This window comes from Vibrio sp. T20 (genome assembly GCF_007858795.1).
GTDB classification, from domain to species: domain Bacteria; phylum Pseudomonadota; class Gammaproteobacteria; order Enterobacterales; family Vibrionaceae; genus Vibrio; species Vibrio satsumensis.
Genome location: NZ_VFEB01000121.1, coordinates 52376 through 75759, shown reverse-complemented (window position 1 = coordinate 75759; position 23384 = coordinate 52376). Strand labels below are relative to the sequence as shown.

The window sequence follows — 23384 nt, the reverse complement described above, 5'->3', positions numbered from 1 at the left end:
CTATTTAGTCGCACAATGATAAGGATGCAACACACATGAATCACGGACAAAGACTCACCACGCTTGCTTTGGCTATTATGGCTTCGGCTCACGTATCAGCTACAACTCTGAATGAGAGTAGCCCAGAGCCACAACCTGCCAACTCACCTTTCATCCAAGATGTAAAAGGGACAATTGTTGAGGATTACTCGCGAGAAACTATCCAGCCTTCATTTTTCTCGATGAGAATGATGAGCAACGCTGATGAACAACGCGGTGATTGGTTTAACTTAACAGCAAGCTACACAAGAATTCAGGGTGTGGGTTCTGATGTGGTATATGACTACTTGATGCCTCCTCTTCAACCACAACCTGTCATCGTTGCCGTTCTTGATTCGGGTGTCGACGTTGAACACGAAGACCTCAAAAACAAGCTTTGGACCAATGAAGGAGAGATCCCAGACAACGGTATCGATGATGATGGCAATGGCTACATCGATGATGTTCATGGTTGGAATTTTCTTGGTAACTCATTAGGCATTAACGTTGACCAGGACACGCTAGAAGTCACTAGAGAATACAAAAAGTACCTTGAGTTAAAAGAGAACGGACATTGGATTCCGCGTAAGAAACGTAAGTACTATCAAGGTGTTGAATCCGATTACTTGTCATCTCTAAAAGATGACCAAGATGCGTTGAATCGTGTAACAACAGCAACTGACCAAGCCAATGAGTTCAAAGAACAGATTCTTCAGTTCGTCGATCAAAAAGACTTTTCTACTAACGGTTTAAAAACACTATTGGATAGCGAGAACGCTAGCGTTGTAACCGCTGCTGAAGGGCTTTTGAGTCTGTTTGATTCATGGTATTCATTTGAATATCTGGAATCACGTCGTAGCCGTTACCAAGACTCTCTGGATTTCCATCTCAACCTAGATCTCGATACGCGTGCTGACATTGTTTGGGACGACATCAACAATCCTTGGGAAAAAGGCTACGGCAACAACGATGTAAAAGGCCCTGTCGGTTCGCACGGTACACACGTTGCTGGAATCATCGCTGCTGAACGCGGCAATTTTATTGGTATTGATGGTGTGGCGGATCATGCTCAGATCATGGCGGTACGTATGGTGCCAAATGGCGATGAGCGAGACAAAGACATTGCTAACGCAGTGCGCTATGCCGTCGATAATGGTGCTAAGGTCATTAACATGAGCTTCGGTAAAAGCTACTCGCCACGTAAGTACATCGTCGACCACGCGTTTCGCTATGCTGCGCGTAAAGGTGTGCTAATTGTTCACTCTGCGGGGAACAGCCGCAACGATAATGACATCAAACCAAGCTTTCCAAACCGCTACGCTAAGCACTACCGCTCAAAGCCTATTTCAACATGGTTAGATGTGGGTGCATCAGCGAAATACGCCGACGAAACATTAGTGGCGAGCTTCAGTAACTTCGGTCAGAAATCGGTTGATGTATTCGCACCTGGGTACCGCATTTTATCAACCACTCCGGGGAACACTTACGGTTCGAAAAGTGGCACAAGTATGGCTGCACCAGTGGTTTCCGGTGTCGCGGCCTTGGTTTGGTCACGCTACCCTGATTTGTCAGTCAAAGAGCTCAAGGCAATGTTGATGGGCGAATCGAAAGTCTACCCTGAGCTGCTTGTTAACAAACCATCTAGCCCGGAAGATTTGGTTCCGTTCAGTACCCTTTCTATCTCAGGAAGTGTTGTGGATGCTGAAGCCATTTTCGCGGAGCTAGAAACTCGCTAACGCTTTAGCCATTATCGTTACCTATTAAAAAGGTTGCTCAGAGCAACCTTTTTTTTACAACAGCAAAACAGAAGTACAAGTCATCGAGATACACCCCGCCCGTCATTCCCTACAGTGAGGAACGAACGTGATAGGGAATCTTTCTTTTACTTCGATCTACAATTTCGATCGCATCTAACGCAACTCAATACTCATGAACTGGCTGTGCGGGTCCAACACATAATCAGCAAAGGGTTCACAGTATCCAAAGCCAAACTTTTCATACAGGTTACGTGCGGCCTTAAAGTAGTCTTCTGAACCTGTCTCTAAACTGATTGTTTGATAGTGGCGAATGGCTGCGGTATCCAATACGTGTTGTAAGAGTTGGCTGGCAACGCCTGACTTTCGAGCAAACTGCGAGGTTCTCATTGATTTGAGTTCAGCGTGTTGTGTATTTAGCTCTTTAATGGCAACACACCCAAGCAGTTGGCTGTCTTTCCAAGCACTGAAAAAGGTAATATCTGGCGACTTCAGCCCTTCCAGATCCAATGCATGAACGCTTTCGGCTGGCGAAGTTGCATACATATCAGCGAGGTGCTCTTCAAGCAACTCAACGACTTCCCCGCCCGATAAGTCATCAAGCTTAATTTCTATCGATGTGCTGCTTTTCAATGCTGTTCCATTTTCCATTGAATCCTGTGCATTTGTTGCTGGCTTCATTGCCTCAACTCTCCTTGTTTGGTTCGCTTATTTAATTTGAGTGATTTGGCGTTAATTACTGGCCTACTTTCCTGAATTGTTTCCTTTTCAAGAACTCGGTTTGAATCAGTAAAATTACTGATTAATCATAAAATTATAAATGTCACACTGGGTTTACCTAGATACCATATTTTTCCTATCTAGTCTCGTCATAAAAGCGTGCCGCAAAGCCCGTAGGTCGCAGCAGCGAGGGAGCAACAGCTGTTTCAGTTTAACGAATAAGTAGTCCGGTCGATATGAGCATTCAAGTAGATTTAACCACCACAACACCCTGCCAGAACTTCGATTCCGCGCAAGGGCATATGACTCTACAAAATCACCGAATTATTGATGTCGACAATGAGATCGCCCGAATCTTTGGTTACCGAAGCCGGGAAGAACTTTTACTGAACGTAGAATTTGTTTATGCATTGGTCCCTGAGAATTACCAAAACCTAGCAAAAAAGCGTTATTTAGAAGCAATAAAAGGTAAGCTCAACAAAGGTAAGTTGTATACAGATATTCCAGCCAATGACCGCAACATCTCTATCTTCTGCCTATCACATATTATTGAACTCAATGGCAAACCCGCGCTCAAAGTGACTATCATTGACATTACATCCGTAGTCGAAGCTCAGCGCAAACGTAACGAAACCGATCGTATGTACCGCAAGCTACTCAGCACATCAAAACAAGGGATCTTGATCCATAGAAACTTCAAGCCTTTAATGGTCAACCAAACATGGGTTGAGCAGCAAGGTGCAGGATCTATAGAACAAGTGCTTGCTATGGACTCTATCATATCCATTGTACCTGAAGATCAGCGCGAAGCTGCGATAAGACGCTGTGGCAATATTCTCGACGGCCATACACCGAACTTTAGTTCCGTGGTATCTAACCAGTGTTTCGATGGCTCCTATAAATACTTCAACCTCTATGACAACGTGATTAACTGGGAAGGTGAAGACGCCATTCAAGTTATCCTTGAGGAAGTCACTGATAAGGTGTTGCTAGAGAAGGAGTTACTGCATCGTGCGATGCATGACGATTTAACACATGTGCTCAATCGACGTGCTATTTACGATTGGTTAAAAAAACCGGTTAATCAGCATATGGTGATGTCATGTATGTTGATTGATATTGATGACTTCAAATCGATTAACGACAGGTTTGGGCACACAGTCGGTGACACGGTCATTAAGCACTTAGCAGACACCATTAAAACTCACGTTGAATTGTTAGGGGGTGTAGTAGGACGATGGGGTGGCGAGGAGTTTATTGTGTTCATTCCAAAAGCGAAGTCCGCGCATACCAAAATCATTGGCGAACGAATCTGCCACACCTTCAATCAACATATCTTTTTTGGATTTAATCGCCACCAATTTACATCGAGCGTGAGTATTGGCGTCACCAACCAGTGCGAGTGCCACTCATCCAACACAATTAACACATTGATTCGCGTGACTGATGAGGCGCTTTATCTTGCGAAAACAAGGGGGAAAAACCAAGTCTCAGTTAACGGCGACACGGTGTGCTATGAAGCACTTTCGTAATCATAGCGACCTCCTCTCATTCATAATCCGGAGATAGTTTAAATATACGTAAAGTCAGTCGACTAACTGCACGAATTGAACTCCACCGTCCACAATTAAAGTACAACCACCAACAATTAAAGCGCTTATATTGATCGATATTTGATTGCGTTCTCTGCATTTCGGTATATGATGCGCCACCCTAATTTTTCAGCTTATGCTGCAGGCAAACATGTCCGCTAACGCACTCTATACCGACCTATCCGGTTACTATGACTTAATGTGTGTAGATATTGACTACCAAGCGCAAAGTAACTGCGTCCGTAGACTCCATCAAATCTTTGGAAATGAAGGAAAAACACACCTCGACTTAGCTTGTGGCACTGGCCCACACGTTCGTCATTTTATTGATTTTGGTTACCAAAGCGGTGGCCTAGATCTTAACAAGCCGATGTTAGACATCGCAGAAGTTCGCTGCCCAGAAGCCAAGTTCTCAGTACAAAACATGAGTAACTTTGAGGTCACTGAACCACTCGATCTTATCACTTGTTTCTTGTATTCCATCCATTACAACGATGGCCTAGAGAAACTTAAAGAGTGTATTGAAAGTGTACATCGCGCATTAAAGCCTGAAGGCATTTTCTGTTTTAACGTGGTGGATAAAGACAAGATCAGTAACGACCTATTTGTTAGACACACAACAAACCAAGACAAAGACGATTTCACGTTCCGTTCTGGTTGGTATTACTCTGGTCAGGGTGATAAGCAAGCGCTAAAGCTTAGTATTGAAAAGACGACCGCGGGTGAAACTCAAGTGTGGAATGATGAACACCCGATGGTGGCATTCTCGTTTAAGGAATTAATCGAAATATTGAAGCCCTACTTCGAGGTTAATATATTCGAGCACGATTACGACAAACTGATACCTTGGGATACTCAATCCGGCAATGCGCTGATCACGTGTGTGAAAATCTAGAGAAGTCGATACGCAGCAAATTAGTCTAAACACATAGATCAACAAAGAACCCATATTTGCCTTTATTTTTATCGCGTATCCAATATCACATTGCGTCATAGTGTTATCTAAGGTGATATAAAGTACCGAGTTTGAGATCAAGACGGTTATCAAAGTTCTAAATCAGAAATGTTTAAACATAAAAAAGAGAGGCACAATGGCCTCTCTTTGATCGTCTACTTTATATTGCTATCGTTAAACTATAAGACTAAAGCTTTGTCCAAGCGTCCTGCCAGTACTGGCTGTCACCAGGAGCATAAGATGCGCTTGCACACCAAGCCGTGTATGGCCAAGGCTTACATTCGTATAGACCATTGTCGCTGCCTACCACAATGTCACCTGCTGCGTAGTTTGTGCCGGCTTCATATGGCGGGTAATCACCTGGAGGTGGCGTTGTACCGCCCTCTTCTTTGATAGCGAATGAATTATCGACCATCACCATTTCACCGTCTGTCGCAGTACCAACCACTTCAAGCTGGTACTGACCTTCTGCAACATCACTCAGCTCCATAGTAATCGTGCGGCTATCAGTTAGATTCACGTTAGTCTGTTCAACAACAGTATCCGAGCTATTGCTCACCGTTGCGGTGACATCAAGCGCTTCGTTTGACGCTAGTGTGAACTGTAAACGTACATTGCCATTATCTAGAATGTATTCCGACTGAAGACCAGATACACTTAGCTCTAAATCACCACCTGGATCAGGGTTGCCGCCACATGAACTGTCTGACGCTTTTTTCCAAACGCCCCACTCACCTGTCGTTCCCGGCTCTTCGCCACGAGTATACCAACCTGCAACCCACGTTGCTCCATCATGCGATACTTGGTCACCTTCAACATAAACGGTGTCGGCATCCCATGCAGCAGCACAGTTAGAACCATCCGTCACAGACACTTTACGGTCAGCGGTTACAGTTTGGTTCGCGCTGTCTGTTACGCTATACACAAGCGTGTAGTTGCCGATCTCATTTACATCGACACTGCCAGTGTGTGTGATAGTACTTGTTAGATCGCCATCTTCAGCATCATTTGCTGTAACACCCGCCATTGGGTCGAATGGGTTACCGAGTACGATAGTAGTATCCGACACGCCATCGAAAACAGGTTTTTGGCTGTAAACTTCTACCGTTCTAGCCTTGGTTGTCTCATTGTTGTCACTGTCTTTCACACGGTAAGTCAGTACATAAGTACCTATAACACTAGTTTCGACATAACCTTCAACATCGATCGATGAAGTTAAATCACCATCTTCTTTATCTGTTGCTGTTACGCCTTCCATTGGATCAAATGCAGTGCCATGAAGAACACGCGTATTCTCAACACCTTTCAATACAGGCTCACCTTCAACTGGTGGCGGTGTCACCTGACCGTGAACAAATGGACCATAGTCTTTAATGAATTGTTCGTTGTATGCTTGACCCGCTTTGTTAGTACCCATATCCCAGTTGATAGACCAAGTCATTACGCCGCGTAAAGGCTGTCCCTGCGCCGTTAGGCTATCAAACGCGTCGTATAAGTCTTGTGGCTCTTGCACAAAACCCGTCGCTGCAGCATCGATACTTGAAGGAATACCGAACACGAGCTTGTCATGTGGGATCTTGTGGAAACCACGCGTTCCATTGATAAGAGAATCAGAGATGTAGTAGATGAACTCTTCTTTTAACGCATCGTTATTTTGAGCTATCCAACCCACACCTTCAACCCAGATACCATCGCCACCTTGGTTGTAGAATTGTGGGTTAATCCAGTCGTAGTAGCCTTCTAGATTATCGATATAAGGAACGTACTTACCACCCGTCGTTAGGTACGGGAACTCAGGCGCCATAGTAATAAGGAAGTTTTTGCCTTCAGCACGGTAGTGATCTTTTACCAACTTAAGTGCATCAGGAATCACAGTTTGGTTGTTTGCTGCGGTCACGGCTGCTTGTTCAAGATCGATATCTAGACCATCGAAACCGTAACGATCGGTAAGACGGATAATCTCATCAGCAAAGGCTCTTTCATCACCGGTTTCTAGCTCTACGTGTGCATCAGCACCACCCAAAGCCAAAAGTACAGAGCGACCTTGCTTGTTGAGTTCAGAGATTTGGTCAATAAATTGTTCTTCTGAAAGCCCAATCGTTGGGTCCAGTTTAAAAGTTGGGATTCGACCATCTGTCACATCGTAAACCTTCATGAATGACACATTCACGATGTTGTACATTGGGTTCACTTCATCTAGCGTCACACACGGCGCATTACCACCTTGGTAGCCGCCACCATCACACCAGTTATGCCAATAGCCAACCACGACACCAGAGTCTGGATTCGTCATATCTGAACCATTCGCATAAACAGCGCCAGACATAGCCGCCATGCCGACCGATACTGCTAATTGTAGAGCTTTACGTTTCAACATTAGTCCCACTTCCTTACTTAACAGCTGTGCCAATCACAACCGAACCAATTCATTGTAATCATGAATATTTATAGAGAAGTAATGGAATTTATAGGAAAAGATGACCTTTGATTTAACTTGTGATTTTAAGTCACAGATTGAATATCAGAATCAATATGATTTTGACTTTTCATTCAAATTGAAATGCTAAAATCTGTTATTTTCAACCAAATACATTGACTGAGCAAATATTTAATCAACCTTAATTCACTAAGATAATTAACCAAAAACATAAAAAATAACCAATAGGAAAAAACGAACTTTAAATCGGCAAAAATCACCCCAAACATGCCGTAATCACTGACCTCAGACCAGATACCATTGCGAGTGACATCACTAAAATAGCTTGGATATAATCGTCATACATGTGCTAGAGATACACACGTATAACGGAATATAGGAGTGAAAATTTGTGGAATTTTGGATGTATACCTCAGGAATTTTTCAGTTAACCCTCAGTACCAGATGAATAATATGCGTCCAATAGTGAAATAAAATTCACCTTATCAAGTTCATTAAGTTGATTAATTCCAGCCGCTGCTTTTCTTCCTCCACCAGTTGCAAAACTTGAGCAAATTTCGTCCGCGCCTATTCTGTTTGATAATGGTGCCCGTAAACTCACCGTGTAAGACTTTCCATCTTTGTTTTTCGTTAATACTGCTTGCGCTCGGTTTGGATCTTGATTGACGATTTCATTACCAAATACGCCACCGATGCGCCTTGCCCAAGTCTCACCTGGCAGTTCAAACACACGTGCGACTTCACTTTCATAAACAGGAACAAGGTTTGATAGCTGCTGGCGATCATTTTGATAGGCAGTTCGTAGTCGATAAAACACAGAGTTTTTATCATCTAAAAGGTCAAATGGGTTCGGGTATTGATAAAGGGTTTGGTAGAGCTCAATTGGCGTGAAATGCAAATCACTGAGTGACGAGCCGTAGCCGTTGTAATTAACTAGAGTACCCAACTCTTCTAAGAAATCAGTTTGAGATTGGTCAAAGCCATTTTCTAACGCTAATTGTGAAGCTACCGCTTTTAAATTATCACCAAATGCCGCCGCGATTGCCCACGCAACATATTCACCTTTTAACTTTTGATTGATCAACAAGCTGGTGCAACATTCAGGCGCCGTATTAACCAACGTCTTAAGAAACTTAGACTGCGGTATGTCTCCCGTACGATGGTGATCGCAATAGAACACATCAATATTAGCATCGAGTAGCGAGTGTAGTGCCGGTAGATTCTTCTCCATCGACACATCTAGGACCGTAACAGACGAAACCTCTCCTTGTTCACCCTGCTCAGCGAGTTTAGAAACCACTTGAGAGACCAACTTGATATCACGCTTTACACCAGTGATCAGTACACTTTCTTTAGGCTCGTTTAAGCGAAGTTGCAGTAAAGCGATGATGCCGTCTGCATCTCCATTGAATACGTCGTAGTGCATGTTGTTCCTCTTCCTATAGATTTAACCGATTGTCAGAAACGGGCCAATTCGTTCGTTTATTCGATAGTCTGTCATTATTTTAGTTATATTTCACAGATACTTAAGTCTATTTTGGAATGCCTTATTCTTATTTCTATCTATTCATGAACTTGCCTATCCATTAGGCACAAAAAAGGCGCAGATAATCCGCGCCTTTCGCTTGTGTTGTTTGGCTGCACTTCTTTAATGCAACTAGGTTGGTTCTAAGATGTCTTAAACTGCGCGACTGCTTTATCCATCTCATGGGCTTGCTCTGCGACTTTATCGACTTCTACCAAGCAATGCTGCGCTGACACGTTGTTATCGTTAGAAATGGTATTAAGTTCTGTGATTGAATCACTCACTTGTGCCATAACAGCGCCCTGCTCTTCAATTGCAGAAGCAATACGTTCAGAGTTGCCTTGAATGCTTTCCATGTCGCTTAGGATGAGCTGTAGGCTTGCATCAAGTTCTTCTGAATCTTTTAGTGTTAATTGACCTTGTTGATTGCACTCACCAATTTCTGTCATCGAAGCATTCATTTGGCTCTGAATTGCCGTTACTACACTGGTAATTTCAGTCGTTGATTGGTGCGTTCTGCTTGCCAGCGCTCGAACTTCATCGGCAACCACCGCAAAGCCACGACCTTGTTCACCGGCACGTGCTGCTTCAATCGCTGCGTTCAATGCCAATAAGTTGGTTTGTTCTGCAATGCCTTGGATGATGTTTACTGCATCGCCGATTTGATCAACATGATGGTTCAGTGAACTGATCGAATCTTGGCTGCTTGAAAGGCGTTCAGATAACTGGGTGATGTTGCTGATGGTTTCAACCACCACTTCACGTCCTTTATCGGCATTCACTTTCGCTTGATGTACACCTTCCGCTGCAACCGATGTACTTTCAGAGATCTCGCCAATGGTGAGTACCATCTCTTGCACTGAGGTTGTCATGGTTGAGGTATGGTTAGCTTGCACTTCAAACTGTTTGATTACTGACTCTAGCTCGTCATGCATGTTCGACGTGCTTTGTGTCAGTTGCTGTGACTTAGATTGAGATGCCGCGATCAAGCCTTCTAGCTGATCAAGCAATTGGTTGAAGTATTGGCCTAAAGTGCCGAGTTCGTCTTTGCCATCAAGGTGCGAACGAATAGACACGTCGTTAGAATCAACGATGTTGCGAATCACCGAAAGCAGTGACTCAATCTTGCCGATAATAGAACGGACAATTAACCAACTGAACAGAATGATCGACACGAGTAGCGTGACGCAAAGGATGTTGTTGATCAGCGATAGTTTGTCCATCTCTTGTTGGGTTTCTTGGTCTAATACAGCGGAAAACTCTTTAAACTGAGTTTCGATAGCGTGTGAACCAGAGCGGGCTTCGCCTAGCAGACCTTCGTTGTGCTTCAAGCCAATCACTCGCTTCTGTTCAACCACTTGACGAGCAGCATCTATCAAAGCAGCTGAGCTAATCATATTCGAAGTTATAGAAAGAACACTCGGGTCAAACTTCCCCTTCTCAATTAAGTCATTAAACAGGTAAAGCTCGATTTTTTGTTCAGCACTGGCTGTCGCGCTAATGTCATCGAGCAAAACATGAAACTCGCCTAGCAAGCCTTTGTCTCGCGCTAACCCATAGACTTCACTCGCTTTTACTAAGTTAACAAAGCTTGTGTGGTAGGTTTCGATGTCTTCACGTAGGTGTGTACTGTTGGCTAAACCTAAATCACTGAGCACCGCATTGAGCTCAGATTCAGACGCTAAGAATTTATTGTAGTTTACGTCGAACTTATCGAGGTACTTCATATCGCTACGCAGTAAGAAATCTTTCTCGTTTCGGCGAAGGTTGAGCAATCGTACTTCAAGTTCTTTGGTAATTTGTTTAGCTTCGCTCATTTGAGCGGTGGTGTCTGCGAATTGTGATGTGGTAAACAGCAATGAAATCATACCGAAGATGGAGAACATCCCCAACGAATAGAGCTTTTTCTTTATATTCATATACGTGGCTCGTCTTTACTAAATTAACTATGAGTATCTAATTGATCGCATCGAAGCATGGAATACAACTCGTGCGACCTGGTTATTGTTATGGTTATGGTTTTTGTATCAGTAATGAGCACTAAACCTAGCGACTGTTTAGTCCACCAGCAGTGACATTCTCAATGGTATTCAAACAGAGAATGATTCTTCCCACTAAAGATAAATGCATCAATAACACAAATTGAATACATGTACATTAGTTGAATGATAAAAGTGAGAGACAGCTATTTGACGGAGCGTGAAGGCCTGAACACCCCGCTATATAAGACTTTGAATTAAAACACTTTGGACTATTATTGACCGAAGGGTTAGAAATGACGTTTTTTTGGCTCATAAAAGGAGCAAGAGCGAAGCGCAATATTGGAGATTTTGACTTGTTTTTTTAAACTGTGAATCCATCGATTGGTGATTGTACTGTCGAGCGTAAACGGCGAGAAAAAATGGACCGACTTAATTCGAGTCAGGTCCATTTTTGGATTTCTTAATCAATCGCTTTGCCGCTAATAAGTTAGGATGCGAACTTAACTAAAACGCTTTTACCATCTTGGTTAGGCACTTCAATAACACCACTTTCTCGTCTTCTTCGATGTCTTGCGTCAACTCATTAACCAAATTCAAGTGGAGTTGGTTATGATGAACGTGGATTTTTTGGCCTTCATTAGTTAAAGCAACCACAATTGCTCGGCGGTCGGTTGGGTGTTGATGGCGTTCAATCAATTCTGCTTTAACCAACTTTTCGATTTGAACGGTAAGTGTACCCGTGGTGATACCCAACTTTTCAGCGAGCTCTTTCATTCTTAACGCGCCATGCATACCAAGTACTTCAATGGTGTGTACTTGAGCCAGGGAGTAACCCGTCTCTTTGACAACAGACTGCTCCCACGAAGACATTTTATCGTAGAACTCAGTCAGTATTTGGTTAAGCTGTTCTATATTTTGCATGGTCGGTTGAGTGCACTTCGAGAGTAAGATGATTAATCTTATCAAACTTGGCGAGCATTTGTTTATATTCAGAGACGCTTCTGTCGCTGTTTGATTCAAGAGTAATCGCCGCTGAGTAGTGATGCCCACTCACCTTCCACATATGTAAGTCGGTTACGGCTGCATAAGGAGCTAAAGCTTCAGTTATGCCGTTACGGTACTCATCGTCAATATTCTGATCGAGTAAGATTGGACTTGTCTGTTTCATGAGGTTCATTGTCCATTTGGCAATCACAACCGCACCAACCATACCCATTGCGGCATCCAACCAGTTCCAACCGTAAAACTTACCAAATAGCAGAGCAACAATCGCCAACAGAGAAGTCAATGTATCGGCCAAGACGTGCATGTAGGCCGCACGCAAGTTGTGATCGTGATGGTGCCCTTTGTGCTCAGTGTGTTCTTGATGCCCTTCATGTTGATGATTGTGGTTGTGTCCCTTATGTTCAGAATGAGAGTGTTCGTGTCCATGATCATGTCCGTGGTCATGATGATCCCCTAGCAAAAACATACTCACGACATTCACTGTCAAACCAATACACGCAACAATAATCGCTTCATTAAACTGAATAGCCTGTGGGTTGAACAAGCGATGTACTGACTCCACCAGCATCAACAACGCCACAATACCCAATGCAATCGCGCTGGTGTACCCGCCTAATACGCTGACTTTGCCCGTACCGAAAGAGAAACGTTCACTGTCAGCATGCTTCTTCGCATAACGGTAGGCGAACAAGGTGATACCAAACGCTGCAGCATGCGTTCCCATGTGCCAACCATCAGCAAGTAACGCCATAGAACCGTAAATAGTACCTGCAATAATCTCGACAACCATGGTGATGACGGTTAACAAGAGAACGTAGAAAGTGCGTTTTTCACCTTGTTGATTGTGTGAAGAGAAGTTGTGTTGATGACGTGTTGGAAAACTCAAAATGGCGTCCTTAGATTGTGTTAGTAGTTAGACGATCTTTCTTATTAAGATAACTTTGATTAACAAGTAATTTGATCATCAAAGTAATTCATTGAAATTTAGTTTGATTATCAAACCTTGTCAACGACGAATTTGGTTTTCGAAATGGAACGAAAATGATTAATGCGCACTTAATCAAAAAATAACTCTGGGTCAGGTCTCTGATTTTGAGTAAAACACTAGGCCTGATCACGGCTCCACTTTTCTTTTAAGTAACCAGAATTCATACGCAGTAGTCCTCCGAGTTAATGCAAAATTGGTATTTTCTTTTTAAACAAATAGAAACTAAAGAAAGGACATTACCTTGACTAAATTAACCAGAACGGTGTTAACAATGGGTGCGCTCAGCGTTGCTCAAGGCGTTGCTGCAGCGGACCAACCGAACATTCTTGCTATCTGGGCAGATGATCTTGGTTATTACAACACTAGTGCATACAACCGTGGAATGATGGGCTACGAAACGCCTAACATCGACCGTATTGCTAATGAGGGTGCTATTTTTACGGATATGTACGCGCAACAATCTTGTACGGCTGGTCGTTCTGCGTTCGTTACCGGTCAACACCCATTCCGTACTGGCCTACTTACTATCGGTATGCCAGGTTCTGCGCACGGTATTCCTGACTGGGCGCCTACCATTGGTGACGCTCTTAAAGAAGAAGGTTACGCGACTGCACAATTCGGTAAAAACCACTTAGGCGATCAAGACAAACACCTTCCTACCAACCATGGCTTTGATGAGTTTTTTGGTAACCTTTACCACTTAAACGCGGAAGAAGAGCCAGAAACCTACTTTTACCCAAAAGACCCAGATTTCAGAAAAAACTACGGGCCTCGTGGCGTTATCAAAGCAACCTCTGATGGCAAAATTGAAGATACAGGTCCACTGACTCGTGCTCGTATGGAAAACATCGATGAGGACTTTACCGAAGCAGCCATCACGTTCATGGAGAAATCAGTAAAAGAAGATAAGCCTTTCTTTATCTGGTACAACTCTACTCGCATGCACGTTTGGACTCGTCTGAACGAACATTACAGCGGCATTTCTGGTCAAGGCATCTACGCTGATGGTATGGTTCAACTAGACGACAATGTCGGCGCATTGCTTGATACTCTTGAACGCTTAGAAGTTGCTGACAACACTATTGTTATCCTTTCTACCGATAATGGAGCAGAGAAGTTTACATGGCCTGACGGCGGTACTTCTCCTTTCCACGGTGAAAAAGGAACAACTTACGAAGGTGGTATGCGTGTTCCACAAATCGTTAAATGGCCAGGTGTGATCAAACCTGGTTCTGCGGTTAACGCGCTAATGTCTCAAGAGGACTGGTTACCTACACTGGCTGCAGCAGCAGGTAACGACTCTATCGTTGACGACCTTAAAGAAGGTGTTTCACTCAACAATAAAGATTGGCGTGTTCACTTAGATGGCTCAAACTTCATGCCATACTTTGAAGGTAAAACTGAAAAATCACCTCGTGAAACTATCTTCTACTTCTCTGGAAACGGTGACTTCAACGCGCTTCGTTGGAACGACTGGAAAGCAAGCTTTGCGATGATGGAAGGCACCATGCAGTCAGCTATTCGTGAAGTTCCGGCTTGGGCTTCAATTACGAACCTACGTATGGACCCGTTTGAAACAGCGGCTAAAGAGTCAGGTATGTACACTCGTTGGATGGTAGACAATATGTGGTTATTCGTACCCATGTCTCAAGAAGTGATTAAGTTCATGGGGTCTCTAAACGATTACCCAATGCAACAAGGCCAAGGCTTCAGCGCGGCAAACATCAATTACAACACGCTGAAAATGCAAAAGCTAATTCAGCAGATGCAAGCACAAAACGCGCAATAGCGAAGCAATGGCTAAATAGTCAAGCTGCCGCGACTAAAGATAACGACTAGTTAAAGCCCCACTGGGGCTTTTTTTGTGAGGCATCAATAATCTTTTTTCTAAACCATGAATGGGCCATATCTGCATTGCGACTCTTGTGCCACACCAGATACTCAGTCCCAAGGTCTGATTCAAATGGTAACGGTGATAACTTAAAATCATCCATCAGACCAAACCTTTCAATTATCGATTCCTGACTAATACAAAGCCAATCCGTCCCTCTGACCATATCAAGCATTTCAAAAGGTCCGGGCGCCTTTCGCGCAACTTTTCTATTCTTCGCATATTTGCTGGTTTTAGTTAATGGTGACTCTTTGGTATCCCACATACTATGAAGAACATGCTTCTCTGCAAGGTATTCTTCCAATGTAATCTCGCCCCCTAATCTAGGATGGTTTTTATCATAAGCCACCACCATGCGTTCATTCGAGAGCTGAATACACTCCATTGCGGGGTCATTTATCGGTGTATGAACTATGCACAAATCATAGCGGTGTTGGCGCAGATCAAGAATGATGTCTGCGGTGTAGTAAGGATCAACATGTAGACCGATGTCTGGCGTTTCTGCGTAAAGAACATCCGATACACGCTTCATCAATGAATAAGTCGCACCACTAATACAAGCGACATTAAACGACCTTTCAATTTTTGTTGGGTCGAACTTTCGCTTACTTGGAAAAGTCGACTCAAAGGCATCATAAGCCTGTTTTATCTGGGGATAGATGTCATAACAAAAGCTGCTCGGTCTATAGCCTTCCTTTGTTTTCACAAACAACGGATCATCATAGGTTTCTTTTAGTCGGTTAAGCGCCTTACTAATTGCGGGTTGAGTAACGCCAAAACGTTTCGCGGTATTCGAGATAGAGAGCTCTTCCATCATGACAACAAAATACGGGATCAGACTAAAATCGGTGTTTTTCATGTTCTATTTACCAAACTAGCGTACTAAAGTAACGTTCATATCATTGAATTATACCGAATCAACCAAGCACTTCATTAACGCGCCTTTTATTTTGGGAAGTCACCTACGAATTAGCATGCTAGAAAACTATGATTAACAGAACACAAAAGCCCACACGCGGCGGGCCTAGATAGATCTAATTGAGAGATGGAATTATTGGTTTTGCAACAGGGTAATCTCATCATTCACCCAGCCTAACAACTGCTTGGTCGCTTTCGACAACACTTGGTTCTGCCTAACAATATAACCGAGGCTGGTGCTCGAGAAGTTGATCAATGGTGTCACTTTTGAATTCAGGTGAGGCTTAGTTGATACCGCAAACTCGGGGACAATAGCCACACCAAAACCCGCTTCTGCCCAGTCGATTTGAGCGTCAACACTCCCTACTTCCATCACCCTATAACTTGGTAGATTAAGGCTTGGTAAACCCTCATCAATGAAATCACGCGTTCTCGTATCGTGGCCAAGTAAAATCAAAGAGAGCTCTGCACCTGAGTCTTGGATATCAAACCCATCGCCAAGCGCACACCAAGAAAGCTCTTGCAGCTTAGTGAAATAGAGTGACTCGTTGTGCTGTTCTTTGGCGATAACAAAACCAATATCCGCTTGAGCATTTTTAACTAAACTCGATGCCTGAGATGAGGTGGTATTCAATAGCGTAAGGTCAATACCGGGATACTGCGCTTTGAACTTCTGGAACGGACGAATCAACAAGAATCGAGAAATGATGTCACTCACAGCAATGGTTAACGTCCCTATTTTAAGGTCGTTGATGGCATTGAGATCGGCCTGACAAATCTGCAGTTCGAGTAGCGTTCTTTGGCTTGTTTCCAATAGCCGCTCACCCGCTTGAGTCAATTGAAATGGGCTTCTCTCTATCAACTTTATACGTGTTTGTTGCTCTAATTGTTTCAGGTGCAAACTCGCATTGGGCTGTGTCATATGAAGCGCATTTGCCGCTTTCCCAAAATGCTTGTACTCCGCAAGCGTCACAAACGTCTTCAACAAATTAATATCGAGCATCATGTCCTCTCTCTCGTGTCACTTATATCATTCCCTAAAAATGAAGAATGCCCCTTCCGTCATTCCCTACAGTGAGGGACGAACGTGATAGGGAATCTTGCTTGTAGGTTAAGACCTTAAGGACATATGGAATCCTTATCAAGATAATAAAGATAATTAATTTCTCTTATTCTTTTTGCAGGACTAACATGATTTCTCAATCAGTCAGGAGAAAAATTATGCCATCTATTGTTGTTGTAGGCGCAAACTGGGGCGACGAAGGCAAAGGCCGTATCGTTGATTTTTTAGCAGACCAAGCTTCTGCTAGCATTCGCTTTCAAGGCGGAAACAATGCAGGTCATACTGTGGTAAATGACTTCGGTACATTCAAACTGCACCAACTCCCTAGTGGTATTTTTAATCCTGATTGTACGGCGGTTCTTGGCCCTGGCATGGTGATCAGCCCTGCTGCGCTAACTGAAGAGATTGCAGAAGTACAAGCGGCTGGCATCAAAGTGAAAATGGCGATTTCAGACCGTGCGACACTGTGTCTACCTTTACACGCCCTTGAAGATACGCTTGAAGAAGAACGTTTAGGCGATAGTGCTTACGGTTCAACACGTCAAGGTATTGCGCCAGCGTACGGCGACCGTGTAATGAAGAAAGGCATTCTTGTGGGTTGGTTGAATCAACCTGAGATTTTAGAGCAGCGCATTCAGTTCCTGCTTGATTGGAAGATGCCTCAGCTCAAAGCGCTATACCCTCAATGTGACTTCACTCAAACCGCTTCTGAAATGACAGAGTGGCTACTTGAAGTGACCAAAGCTTGGCGTCCGTTCATTTGCAACGTGACTGAACCGCTTAAAGCACTTCAATCACAAGACGCAAACTTACTATTTGAAGCTCAATTAGGTGCAGGTCGTGACCTTGTCTACGGTGAATACCCATGGACGACCTCTTCTAATGTAACTGCAGCTTACGCAGGTATCGGTAGTGGCTTACCAGCCCTTCGTCCTGAGCGCGTTATTGCCGTTGCTAAGTCATTCAGCTCATCAGTGGGTACTGGCACGCTTGTTACGGCAATGGAAGAGCAAGACAGCTTCCGCGAAAGCTCTAACGAATACGGTGCAACAACAGGTCGTCCACGTGATATGGGTTACTTCGACGCAGTAGCAACTCGCAACGGTGTTGACCTGCAAGCCGCGACTGAGATCGCACTGACTAAGATTGATTGCTTGTCTGGTTTATCTGAACTTAAGATCTGTACGGCTTACTCAGGTGAACATACAGAGAACCCAATTTGGCCGCAAACTGCCGAGCTAAAACCTGTTTATGAAGATATGGCAGGTTGGGATGAAGACATCACGGGTTGCCGCACGTTTGAGAGCCTTCCTCAAGCAGCACAAGATTATGTAACTCGTATCGAAGAGTTGATGGGCGTGCCAATTGTAATGGTATCGGTAGGTCCTGAACGCGAGCAAATGATCATTCGAGCTTAGTTAAGAAGACGGTACAACATCTACATCAAAGCCCACATTCAGTGGGCTTTTTTACGTCTGTCACAAACGGCTAAATCTTATTTTTTTTATTGAGGTACATGTTTTCATCGGACGACTTTATTAAATTAATGATATTGAAGTTCCGAGAGTCAGCGATACCACAACCATATGAAAAACCGAGTGGCACCTCATCATCACAATGAAAACTTTTAATGAAATCATGAAATTCAGCGTGAATTTTTTTGACCAATTCACGAGCATACCCAGGCTCTTCTGAGTGTATGACGACGATGAATTCATCACCACCGACTCTGGCCGATATAGTGTTGTACTTTGAATTGTTTTTAATACATGACGCAAAGCCAGATATGTAATCATCACCTTTGAAGTGGCCATACGTATCATTGATATATTTCAGGTTATCCAAATCAAAATACAAACAAACGATCTCTCCATCGCTGATGTTTGCTTTGTTGAATTCATGGAAAAAGCCCCTTCGATTAAGCAGCGTCGTCATGATATCAAAGTGACTGTTTTTGTATAAAATCCTGCTCTCTTCTTTTAACAAAATTTCAGAACGCAATAGAGTCGATATGTTTTCAATCAAGCTAACTTGGCTCTCTGTATACGCTGTTGGGCTTAAATCAAAAACCAAGAGCACCGCAAACACTTCGCCATCGATATCTCTTACCGGGACGCCGCAAAACGACTTATAGGCATCCGCCCCATTCGCAGAAACGGAATCACCACCAGCATGACCACTCAAATAAACCGTGCGATTTTCGTTATGTACATACTCACAAAAGAGGCTAATTTTGCTCTTATGTTGGTTACACGATATGTTTGAGGAGCTCCACACGCTCTCAGAACCAGAGCAACTCAAATCAGAGATCATGATGATGCCCGCATTCGATGCGTCCATTATGTCTCGTATGTTATCCAATATAGATACCCAAGTATCGACATCGATATTTCTTTGCATCCCTTCAGAAGAGAACTTATCAAAAAGCATTTATATTTCTTTAGTATCAGACAGTTAAACTTAATCGAACATTCATTAGTATACGTTGTAACAAAAATCCCGAGAGCTATCATCTAGGGCGGTTATTATTGCCTACCACTCAGCAACAACCAAGCCCTACATCCTAATTTTCTAATTCAGAAGCATCATTCGTAGAGGCCCAAATTTCTGAGCGTCGATTCTTCGCTCTACCCTCTGGCGTTGCGTTAGACGCGATCGGTTCACTTTCACCAAACGAACGAATCACAAGGCGATTTTTCTCGACACCATCCGCGATTAAACCGTCCGACGTAGTCAGCGCTCTTTGAAGCCCTAACGCTTGGTTGTAACCTGCTTCGCCAGTGCTGTCAGTGTGGCCATCCACCGTAATCGCGCTGCTGTTAGTCTTTAACTCGCCTGCGAGTTGGCTCAATGCTTTACTGCCCATCGGCGTTAAGTTGTGTTGGTCAAAACCAAAATGAAGGCGAGCCAATAAGCCTTGACGCTCTTGGTTACTGATCCAAGTCTTACATCCTGACTGGTTCATACCTAGATTGGATTGACCAGCTAACGCTTGTTTTAGCTCACTGCTGTCAGACGACTGCTCTATTTGTAGAAAGCCCTGCCTGTGTTGTGCGATACCAACGACATCATCAACCGTGACACTGTGTTGATACTCACTGAACAAAGTATCGCAATAAACACTGATGCCTTCTTTTGCATTGGCGATAAGGCTAAATTGCAATGTCGATATGACGATTGAACCGATCATTAACTTTTTCATATTTTCCTCTAGTACAACTTAGTTATTCCGCTTGTTTTTGAGCCTTTACGGATGAGTTCTTCTATCTTTTCAATCAATTCATCTAAGTTAGATACATCGATAATGTCTTCATTTGGGTCGACAACGCAGTCTTGAAAACCACTTTGCTGAGATGCTCGAAAATCAATTCCGATAACACCTATGTATAAGCCTGGTATCTCTTCTCTTGCTTTGTCACACATGCCTCTATCGACTAACCCTTTGAGAATGCCGTTATTTGGGCTTTCCTGCCCATCACTTAAGATCAGCAGCATCTTGATTTTCTTGTTGTAGACTTGCTGCTCTTCTTGATCGGAACTGTTCGGGTCACCGTCATGGAGCACCTGAGAACCTCTCAAAATGCCTTGAAAAGCAGCCGTACCACCATCTGCCCACATCGAATTAATCGGATTCAAATCTGAAAGCTTGTTCGATAAGCGAATGTTGGAAAACTGCGATGAATCGGAAGAGCCATGCGCATTAAATAACTCTGTTCCACTCACACCATAGAAATCAGGCTTTAACCCCGACTTATCAGTAAACATCGTCGACACTGATGTCGGTAAATCTACATAGTTGTATACGTCAGCAACTCGGTAATTATCTTGATTAATCACATCCTTAATACGTTTGGCGTACTTTTGATTGTCCGCCTTTGGATTATTGCAACGTGACTGTCGATCAGCACATCTGATTACGTCATTTTGAGAGTACGTACGCCAGTAATTCCAGTTAACATCGTTATAGGAATAAGGTGATACGTAGGTTTTATAGTTATCTTTGTAGCTTAATTGGCTGGTTGCGTTGGCTCTATTACCCGAGACGATTTCCCTCGTTCGAACGTTAAATGGCACAAAGCCAACTCGGTTAAGCAGCTTGTCTCCGGTGGTATCTTCTCCGGGCTCATCACAAACGTATTTCCACTCTCCATCGACATAGTCCTGTTTAATCGATGTGCAAAGAATTTTACTGGATATTTCATCGATGGCGGTTTTCAAATCGTCGATTTTTCTGTTTCGATTTGAACCCCATCTGTCGTTCATTGAACCGGAAAAGTCCGACACAAAAACAATGTCGATGTTGTTATCACCAAGATACACCGGATACTTTCTCGCTAACGAACGGCCCGCCAGGTCTTGCTGCTGATCAAAAGACGGGATAAAGCTACTCGCAAACCAAGAGTCGTGTGTCGTCTTGGCATTCACTGTGTATTGGATGTATTCAAGAACCCCAGCACCCTCGTCTTCCGCTTGGTGGAAACGGCCTGCAGAAAGGTTGGTTGATTTGATATCACGCACATAGTTTTCGACATACTTGGTCGCAAGCGCTCGAGCCTGATCCGGTTGATCTTCAATAGTCACTGCGATGGCTGCAGCCTCTGCGGAATCTCGTAATCGACTGGTCTCCTGAACATAACGTGTGCCTTCTACCGCCCAAAAGGTCATGCCCATAATTGGAACAAGCAATAAGCCCATCCATACCGCGGCAACGCCTTGTTGTCTTTGGAGACTGATATGCTGGCGATTGATATGACGCCCATGCTGCATTTTCATTTCACTATCTCCCTGGCATTATTGAAGATGAGCCAACCTTGACCGTGGTACTCGTACCACCGTTGAAGAAGGGTTTGAACCAAGAGCTCTCCTCTTCACAAAGACTGATGCGGTACAATGGATACACGACTCCCTTCTCTACGGGCGTCAAATCTGCATGATCTAGAATCGAATCGGTTTGGCAATTTAAGCTTCGATACTTGCTGGTTGAGAATTCAGCGACATTCGTTTTATTGGTCAGTGACTCTATCTTGATCGCCACATTGTCTAGTGGTGTATTGAGCATTCGACTTGCCACTTTCGCCATCTCTTCTAACTCTGCATTGGTTACGGGTAGGTTTTGTCCTGCCAACACGTCGGCTTCAAAATAGCGAGTGCGCTCTTTAATGACATTCACCAAAGCAAAGCTGGAGCGATCAAGCTTGGCGCGCACGAGCAACTGATAACTCAGATCTGCAGCGAACAGGTAAACGCCCCACAGAGCCACAAGGATGAAAACTAATTCAATGGTGTAAGAACCTTGTTGGCGACGTTTCGAAAACATACCTTGATTACGGAACATCATCTGCCCACCCCTCGTGTTCTAGGTTCAAAACCATGGTGCGTGAAATATCTCTATCAGCGGCACCGGCCAATTTAATAACTGGGGTATAACGGTAGGTCACGGTGATTTCGGCTAAGTCGTAATTGAAGTTCAAGCCTTGATCTGAATGTCCTCTGTTCGCGACGAAATCGTCATAGGTTTTGAAGTACTGTCCTGCGATAGAAAAACGTGAGCTATCAATTAAGAAACTCCAAAGATTGTCATCGTCTTCAATTAACGACCTAAACTTATTCTCGTATTGCTCATTGATCCCTTTACCTTCATAGATTTTGGTATTCCTGATGGTTTCTCTCAGCGAATACTCGGTCATGTTCACAACGTAGATTTGATAACTCGATTCGAAGATCGCAAAGGTGGCAAAAAACAGAACAAGCGCACCTAGTACAAACTCAATCGCCGTCACGCCCTTCTGCTTGTTAAAATGCTTCATCATTAACTCCTAATTGAGTTAATTCAGCAGCGATGCTCTGGATTTCTTCTGCGGAAAAGTCACCTTTGAGCAACTTTTTTGCCGAATCGATTTGCTGGTTTTTCATAAGGGCAATCGCCAGATTTGCTTTAACGGTTTTATTCACTGGGTCTGCTTTTAAAACCGGTGCTAATGTTTGAATCGCTTGTTGATACTCACCATTCGCCATTTGAATCATTGCAATGTTGTTCTTAACAACGACGTCGTCATAACCGCGTAAACGAGCTTGGTTGAGCTCTTGTTGTGCTTCATCGTATTTCCCAACTTTGGTGTAAGACACACCAAGCAAGACGTGAATTTGCCCTGTTCTATTTCCTGCCTCGATAGAGGCTAAGTAAGCAGAAATGGCACTTCCGATGTCATTTTTTGCATCAAACACTTGGCCTTCTAATTGGTACAAGTTGGGATTTTCGAACCCCTGTTTTTGCAAGTGTTGGACATAAAAGTCAGCCGATTCAATATCCCCTTTGCGGAAATAAGCCCATGCCAATTTCTCTTTAACGTCTGGGTCTTCGGAGCCTTGCTCTAATTCAGCTTTGTAATAGCTAATCAAGCCATCATAGTTGTTCACTTTTTCCATGCTAGTCACGTCGCCAAGCTGCTGGTCTTGTGGTGAAGGGGCCGATTGACAGCCCGCCAACACACTCAACGTGAGCAAAATGAAACCGATGCGTTTTCCAACCATTCGTA

General features: G+C 43.7%; 19 protein-coding genes. 5 read left to right on the top strand and 14 right to left on the bottom strand.

What is annotated here, in order from left to right:
• The first annotated feature begins 35 nt into the window (after nucleotides 1-35).
• Nucleotides 36-1754, top strand: coding sequence for a S8 family peptidase (locus FTW16_RS13885; protein WP_146491483.1), 1719 nt, complete (start codon nucleotides 36-38; stop codon nucleotides 1752-1754).
• Nucleotides 1755-1928: 174 nt separating this feature from the next.
• Here FTW16_RS13885 and FTW16_RS13880 read toward each other — a convergent pair whose 3' ends face one another.
• On the bottom strand, nucleotides 1929-2453 hold the full coding sequence (locus tag FTW16_RS13880) for a GNAT family N-acetyltransferase (RefSeq protein ID WP_146491482.1): 525 nt from the start codon (nucleotides 2451-2453) through the stop codon (nucleotides 1929-1931).
• 275 nt (nucleotides 2454-2728) lie between these two features.
• Between FTW16_RS13880 and FTW16_RS13875 the strand changes: the two genes are divergently transcribed.
• Nucleotides 2729-4024 (top strand): diguanylate cyclase, encoded by a 1296-nt coding sequence (locus tag FTW16_RS13875; RefSeq protein WP_146491481.1) that lies wholly within the window; start codon nucleotides 2729-2731, stop codon nucleotides 4022-4024.
• A gap of 211 nt (nucleotides 4025-4235) precedes the next feature.
• A complete protein-coding gene (locus FTW16_RS13870; protein ID WP_029235856.1) occupies nucleotides 4236-4979 on the top strand; it encodes a class I SAM-dependent DNA methyltransferase in 744 nt (247 codons plus the stop codon).
• Nucleotides 4980-5226: 247 nt separating this feature from the next.
• On the opposite strand, the gene FTW16_RS13865 is transcribed toward FTW16_RS13870, so the two are convergent.
• The 5 genes from FTW16_RS13865 to dmeF all read right to left on the bottom strand — a co-directional run bounded on the left by FTW16_RS13865 (nucleotide 5227) and on the right by dmeF (nucleotide 12874).
• On the bottom strand, nucleotides 5227-7416 hold the full coding sequence (locus FTW16_RS13865) for an immunoglobulin-like domain-containing protein (RefSeq protein WP_146491480.1): 2190 nt from the start codon (nucleotides 7414-7416) through the stop codon (nucleotides 5227-5229).
• Between the two features lie 487 nt (nucleotides 7417-7903).
• A complete protein-coding gene (locus FTW16_RS13860; RefSeq protein WP_146491479.1) occupies nucleotides 7904-8902 on the bottom strand; it encodes a DHH family phosphoesterase in 999 nt (332 codons plus the stop codon).
• Nucleotides 8903-9144: 242 nt separating this feature from the next.
• Nucleotides 9145-10869, bottom strand: coding sequence for a methyl-accepting chemotaxis protein (locus tag FTW16_RS13855; RefSeq protein ID WP_146491571.1), 1725 nt, complete (start codon nucleotides 10867-10869; stop codon nucleotides 9145-9147).
• 618 nt (nucleotides 10870-11487) lie between these two features.
• Nucleotides 11488-11904: a MarR family winged helix-turn-helix transcriptional regulator gene (locus FTW16_RS13845; RefSeq protein ID WP_146491478.1), complete on the bottom strand. Its 417-nt coding sequence runs from the start codon at nucleotides 11902-11904 to the stop codon at nucleotides 11488-11490.
• The gene (dmeF, locus tag FTW16_RS13840; protein WP_146491477.1) at nucleotides 11882-12874 is read right to left on the bottom strand and encodes a CDF family Co(II)/Ni(II) efflux transporter DmeF; all 993 of its coding nucleotides are present in this window, start codon (nucleotides 12872-12874) and stop codon (nucleotides 11882-11884) included. Before dmeF ends, FTW16_RS13845 begins: the two co-directional genes overlap by 23 nt.
• Nucleotides 12875-13247: 373 nt before the next feature.
• Here dmeF and FTW16_RS13835 point away from each other — a divergent pair, with 373 nt between their 5' ends.
• Nucleotides 13248-14765: an arylsulfatase gene (locus FTW16_RS13835; protein ID WP_186728072.1), complete on the top strand. Its 1518-nt coding sequence runs from the start codon at nucleotides 13248-13250 to the stop codon at nucleotides 14763-14765.
• A gap of 46 nt (nucleotides 14766-14811) precedes the next feature.
• Here the strand turns inward: FTW16_RS13835 and FTW16_RS13830 are convergent, their stop codons facing one another.
• Nucleotides 14812-15726, bottom strand: a complete 915-nt coding sequence (locus FTW16_RS13830; protein ID WP_146491475.1) for a LysR family transcriptional regulator — start codon at nucleotides 15724-15726, stop codon at nucleotides 14812-14814.
• Nucleotides 15727-15918: 192 nt separating this feature from the next.
• Nucleotides 15919-16791: a LysR family transcriptional regulator gene (locus tag FTW16_RS13825; protein WP_146491474.1), complete on the bottom strand. Its 873-nt coding sequence runs from the start codon at nucleotides 16789-16791 to the stop codon at nucleotides 15919-15921.
• Between the two features lie 215 nt (nucleotides 16792-17006).
• Between FTW16_RS13825 and FTW16_RS13820 the strand changes: the two genes are divergently transcribed.
• Nucleotides 17007-18266 carry an adenylosuccinate synthase gene (locus FTW16_RS13820; protein ID WP_146491473.1) on the top strand — a complete coding sequence of 420 codons (1260 nt, stop codon included), beginning with the start codon at nucleotides 17007-17009 and terminating at the stop codon, nucleotides 18264-18266.
• A gap of 70 nt (nucleotides 18267-18336) precedes the next feature.
• Here the strand turns inward: FTW16_RS13820 and FTW16_RS13815 are convergent, their stop codons facing one another.
• The 6 genes from FTW16_RS13815 to FTW16_RS13790 all read right to left on the bottom strand — a co-directional run bounded on the left by FTW16_RS13815 (nucleotide 18337) and on the right by FTW16_RS13790 (nucleotide 23379).
• Nucleotides 18337-19278 carry a sensor domain-containing diguanylate cyclase gene (locus tag FTW16_RS13815; protein WP_146491472.1) on the bottom strand — a complete coding sequence of 314 codons (942 nt, stop codon included), beginning with the start codon at nucleotides 19276-19278 and terminating at the stop codon, nucleotides 18337-18339.
• 133 nt (nucleotides 19279-19411) lie between these two features.
• Nucleotides 19412-20050 (bottom strand): OmpA family protein, encoded by a 639-nt coding sequence (locus FTW16_RS13810; protein WP_146491471.1) that lies wholly within the window; start codon nucleotides 20048-20050, stop codon nucleotides 19412-19414.
• A gap of 8 nt (nucleotides 20051-20058) precedes the next feature.
• A complete protein-coding gene (locus FTW16_RS13805) occupies nucleotides 20059-21615 on the bottom strand; it encodes a TadE/TadG family type IV pilus assembly protein (protein WP_146491570.1) in 1557 nt (518 codons plus the stop codon).
• Nucleotides 21616-21625: 10 nt separating this feature from the next.
• On the bottom strand, nucleotides 21626-22186 hold the full coding sequence (gene tadF / locus FTW16_RS13800; protein WP_409994449.1) for a tight adherence pilus pseudopilin TadF: 561 nt from the start codon (nucleotides 22184-22186) through the stop codon (nucleotides 21626-21628).
• Nucleotides 22173-22655 (bottom strand): TadE family protein, encoded by a 483-nt coding sequence (locus FTW16_RS13795; protein ID WP_146491470.1) that lies wholly within the window; start codon nucleotides 22653-22655, stop codon nucleotides 22173-22175. Before FTW16_RS13795 ends, tadF begins: the two co-directional genes overlap by 14 nt.
• Nucleotides 22642-23379 carry a tetratricopeptide repeat protein gene (locus FTW16_RS13790; protein WP_146491469.1) on the bottom strand — a complete coding sequence of 246 codons (738 nt, stop codon included), beginning with the start codon at nucleotides 23377-23379 and terminating at the stop codon, nucleotides 22642-22644. The genes FTW16_RS13795 and FTW16_RS13790 overlap by 14 nt, the downstream gene beginning before the upstream one ends.
• Nucleotides 23380-23384 lie beyond the last annotated feature (5 nt).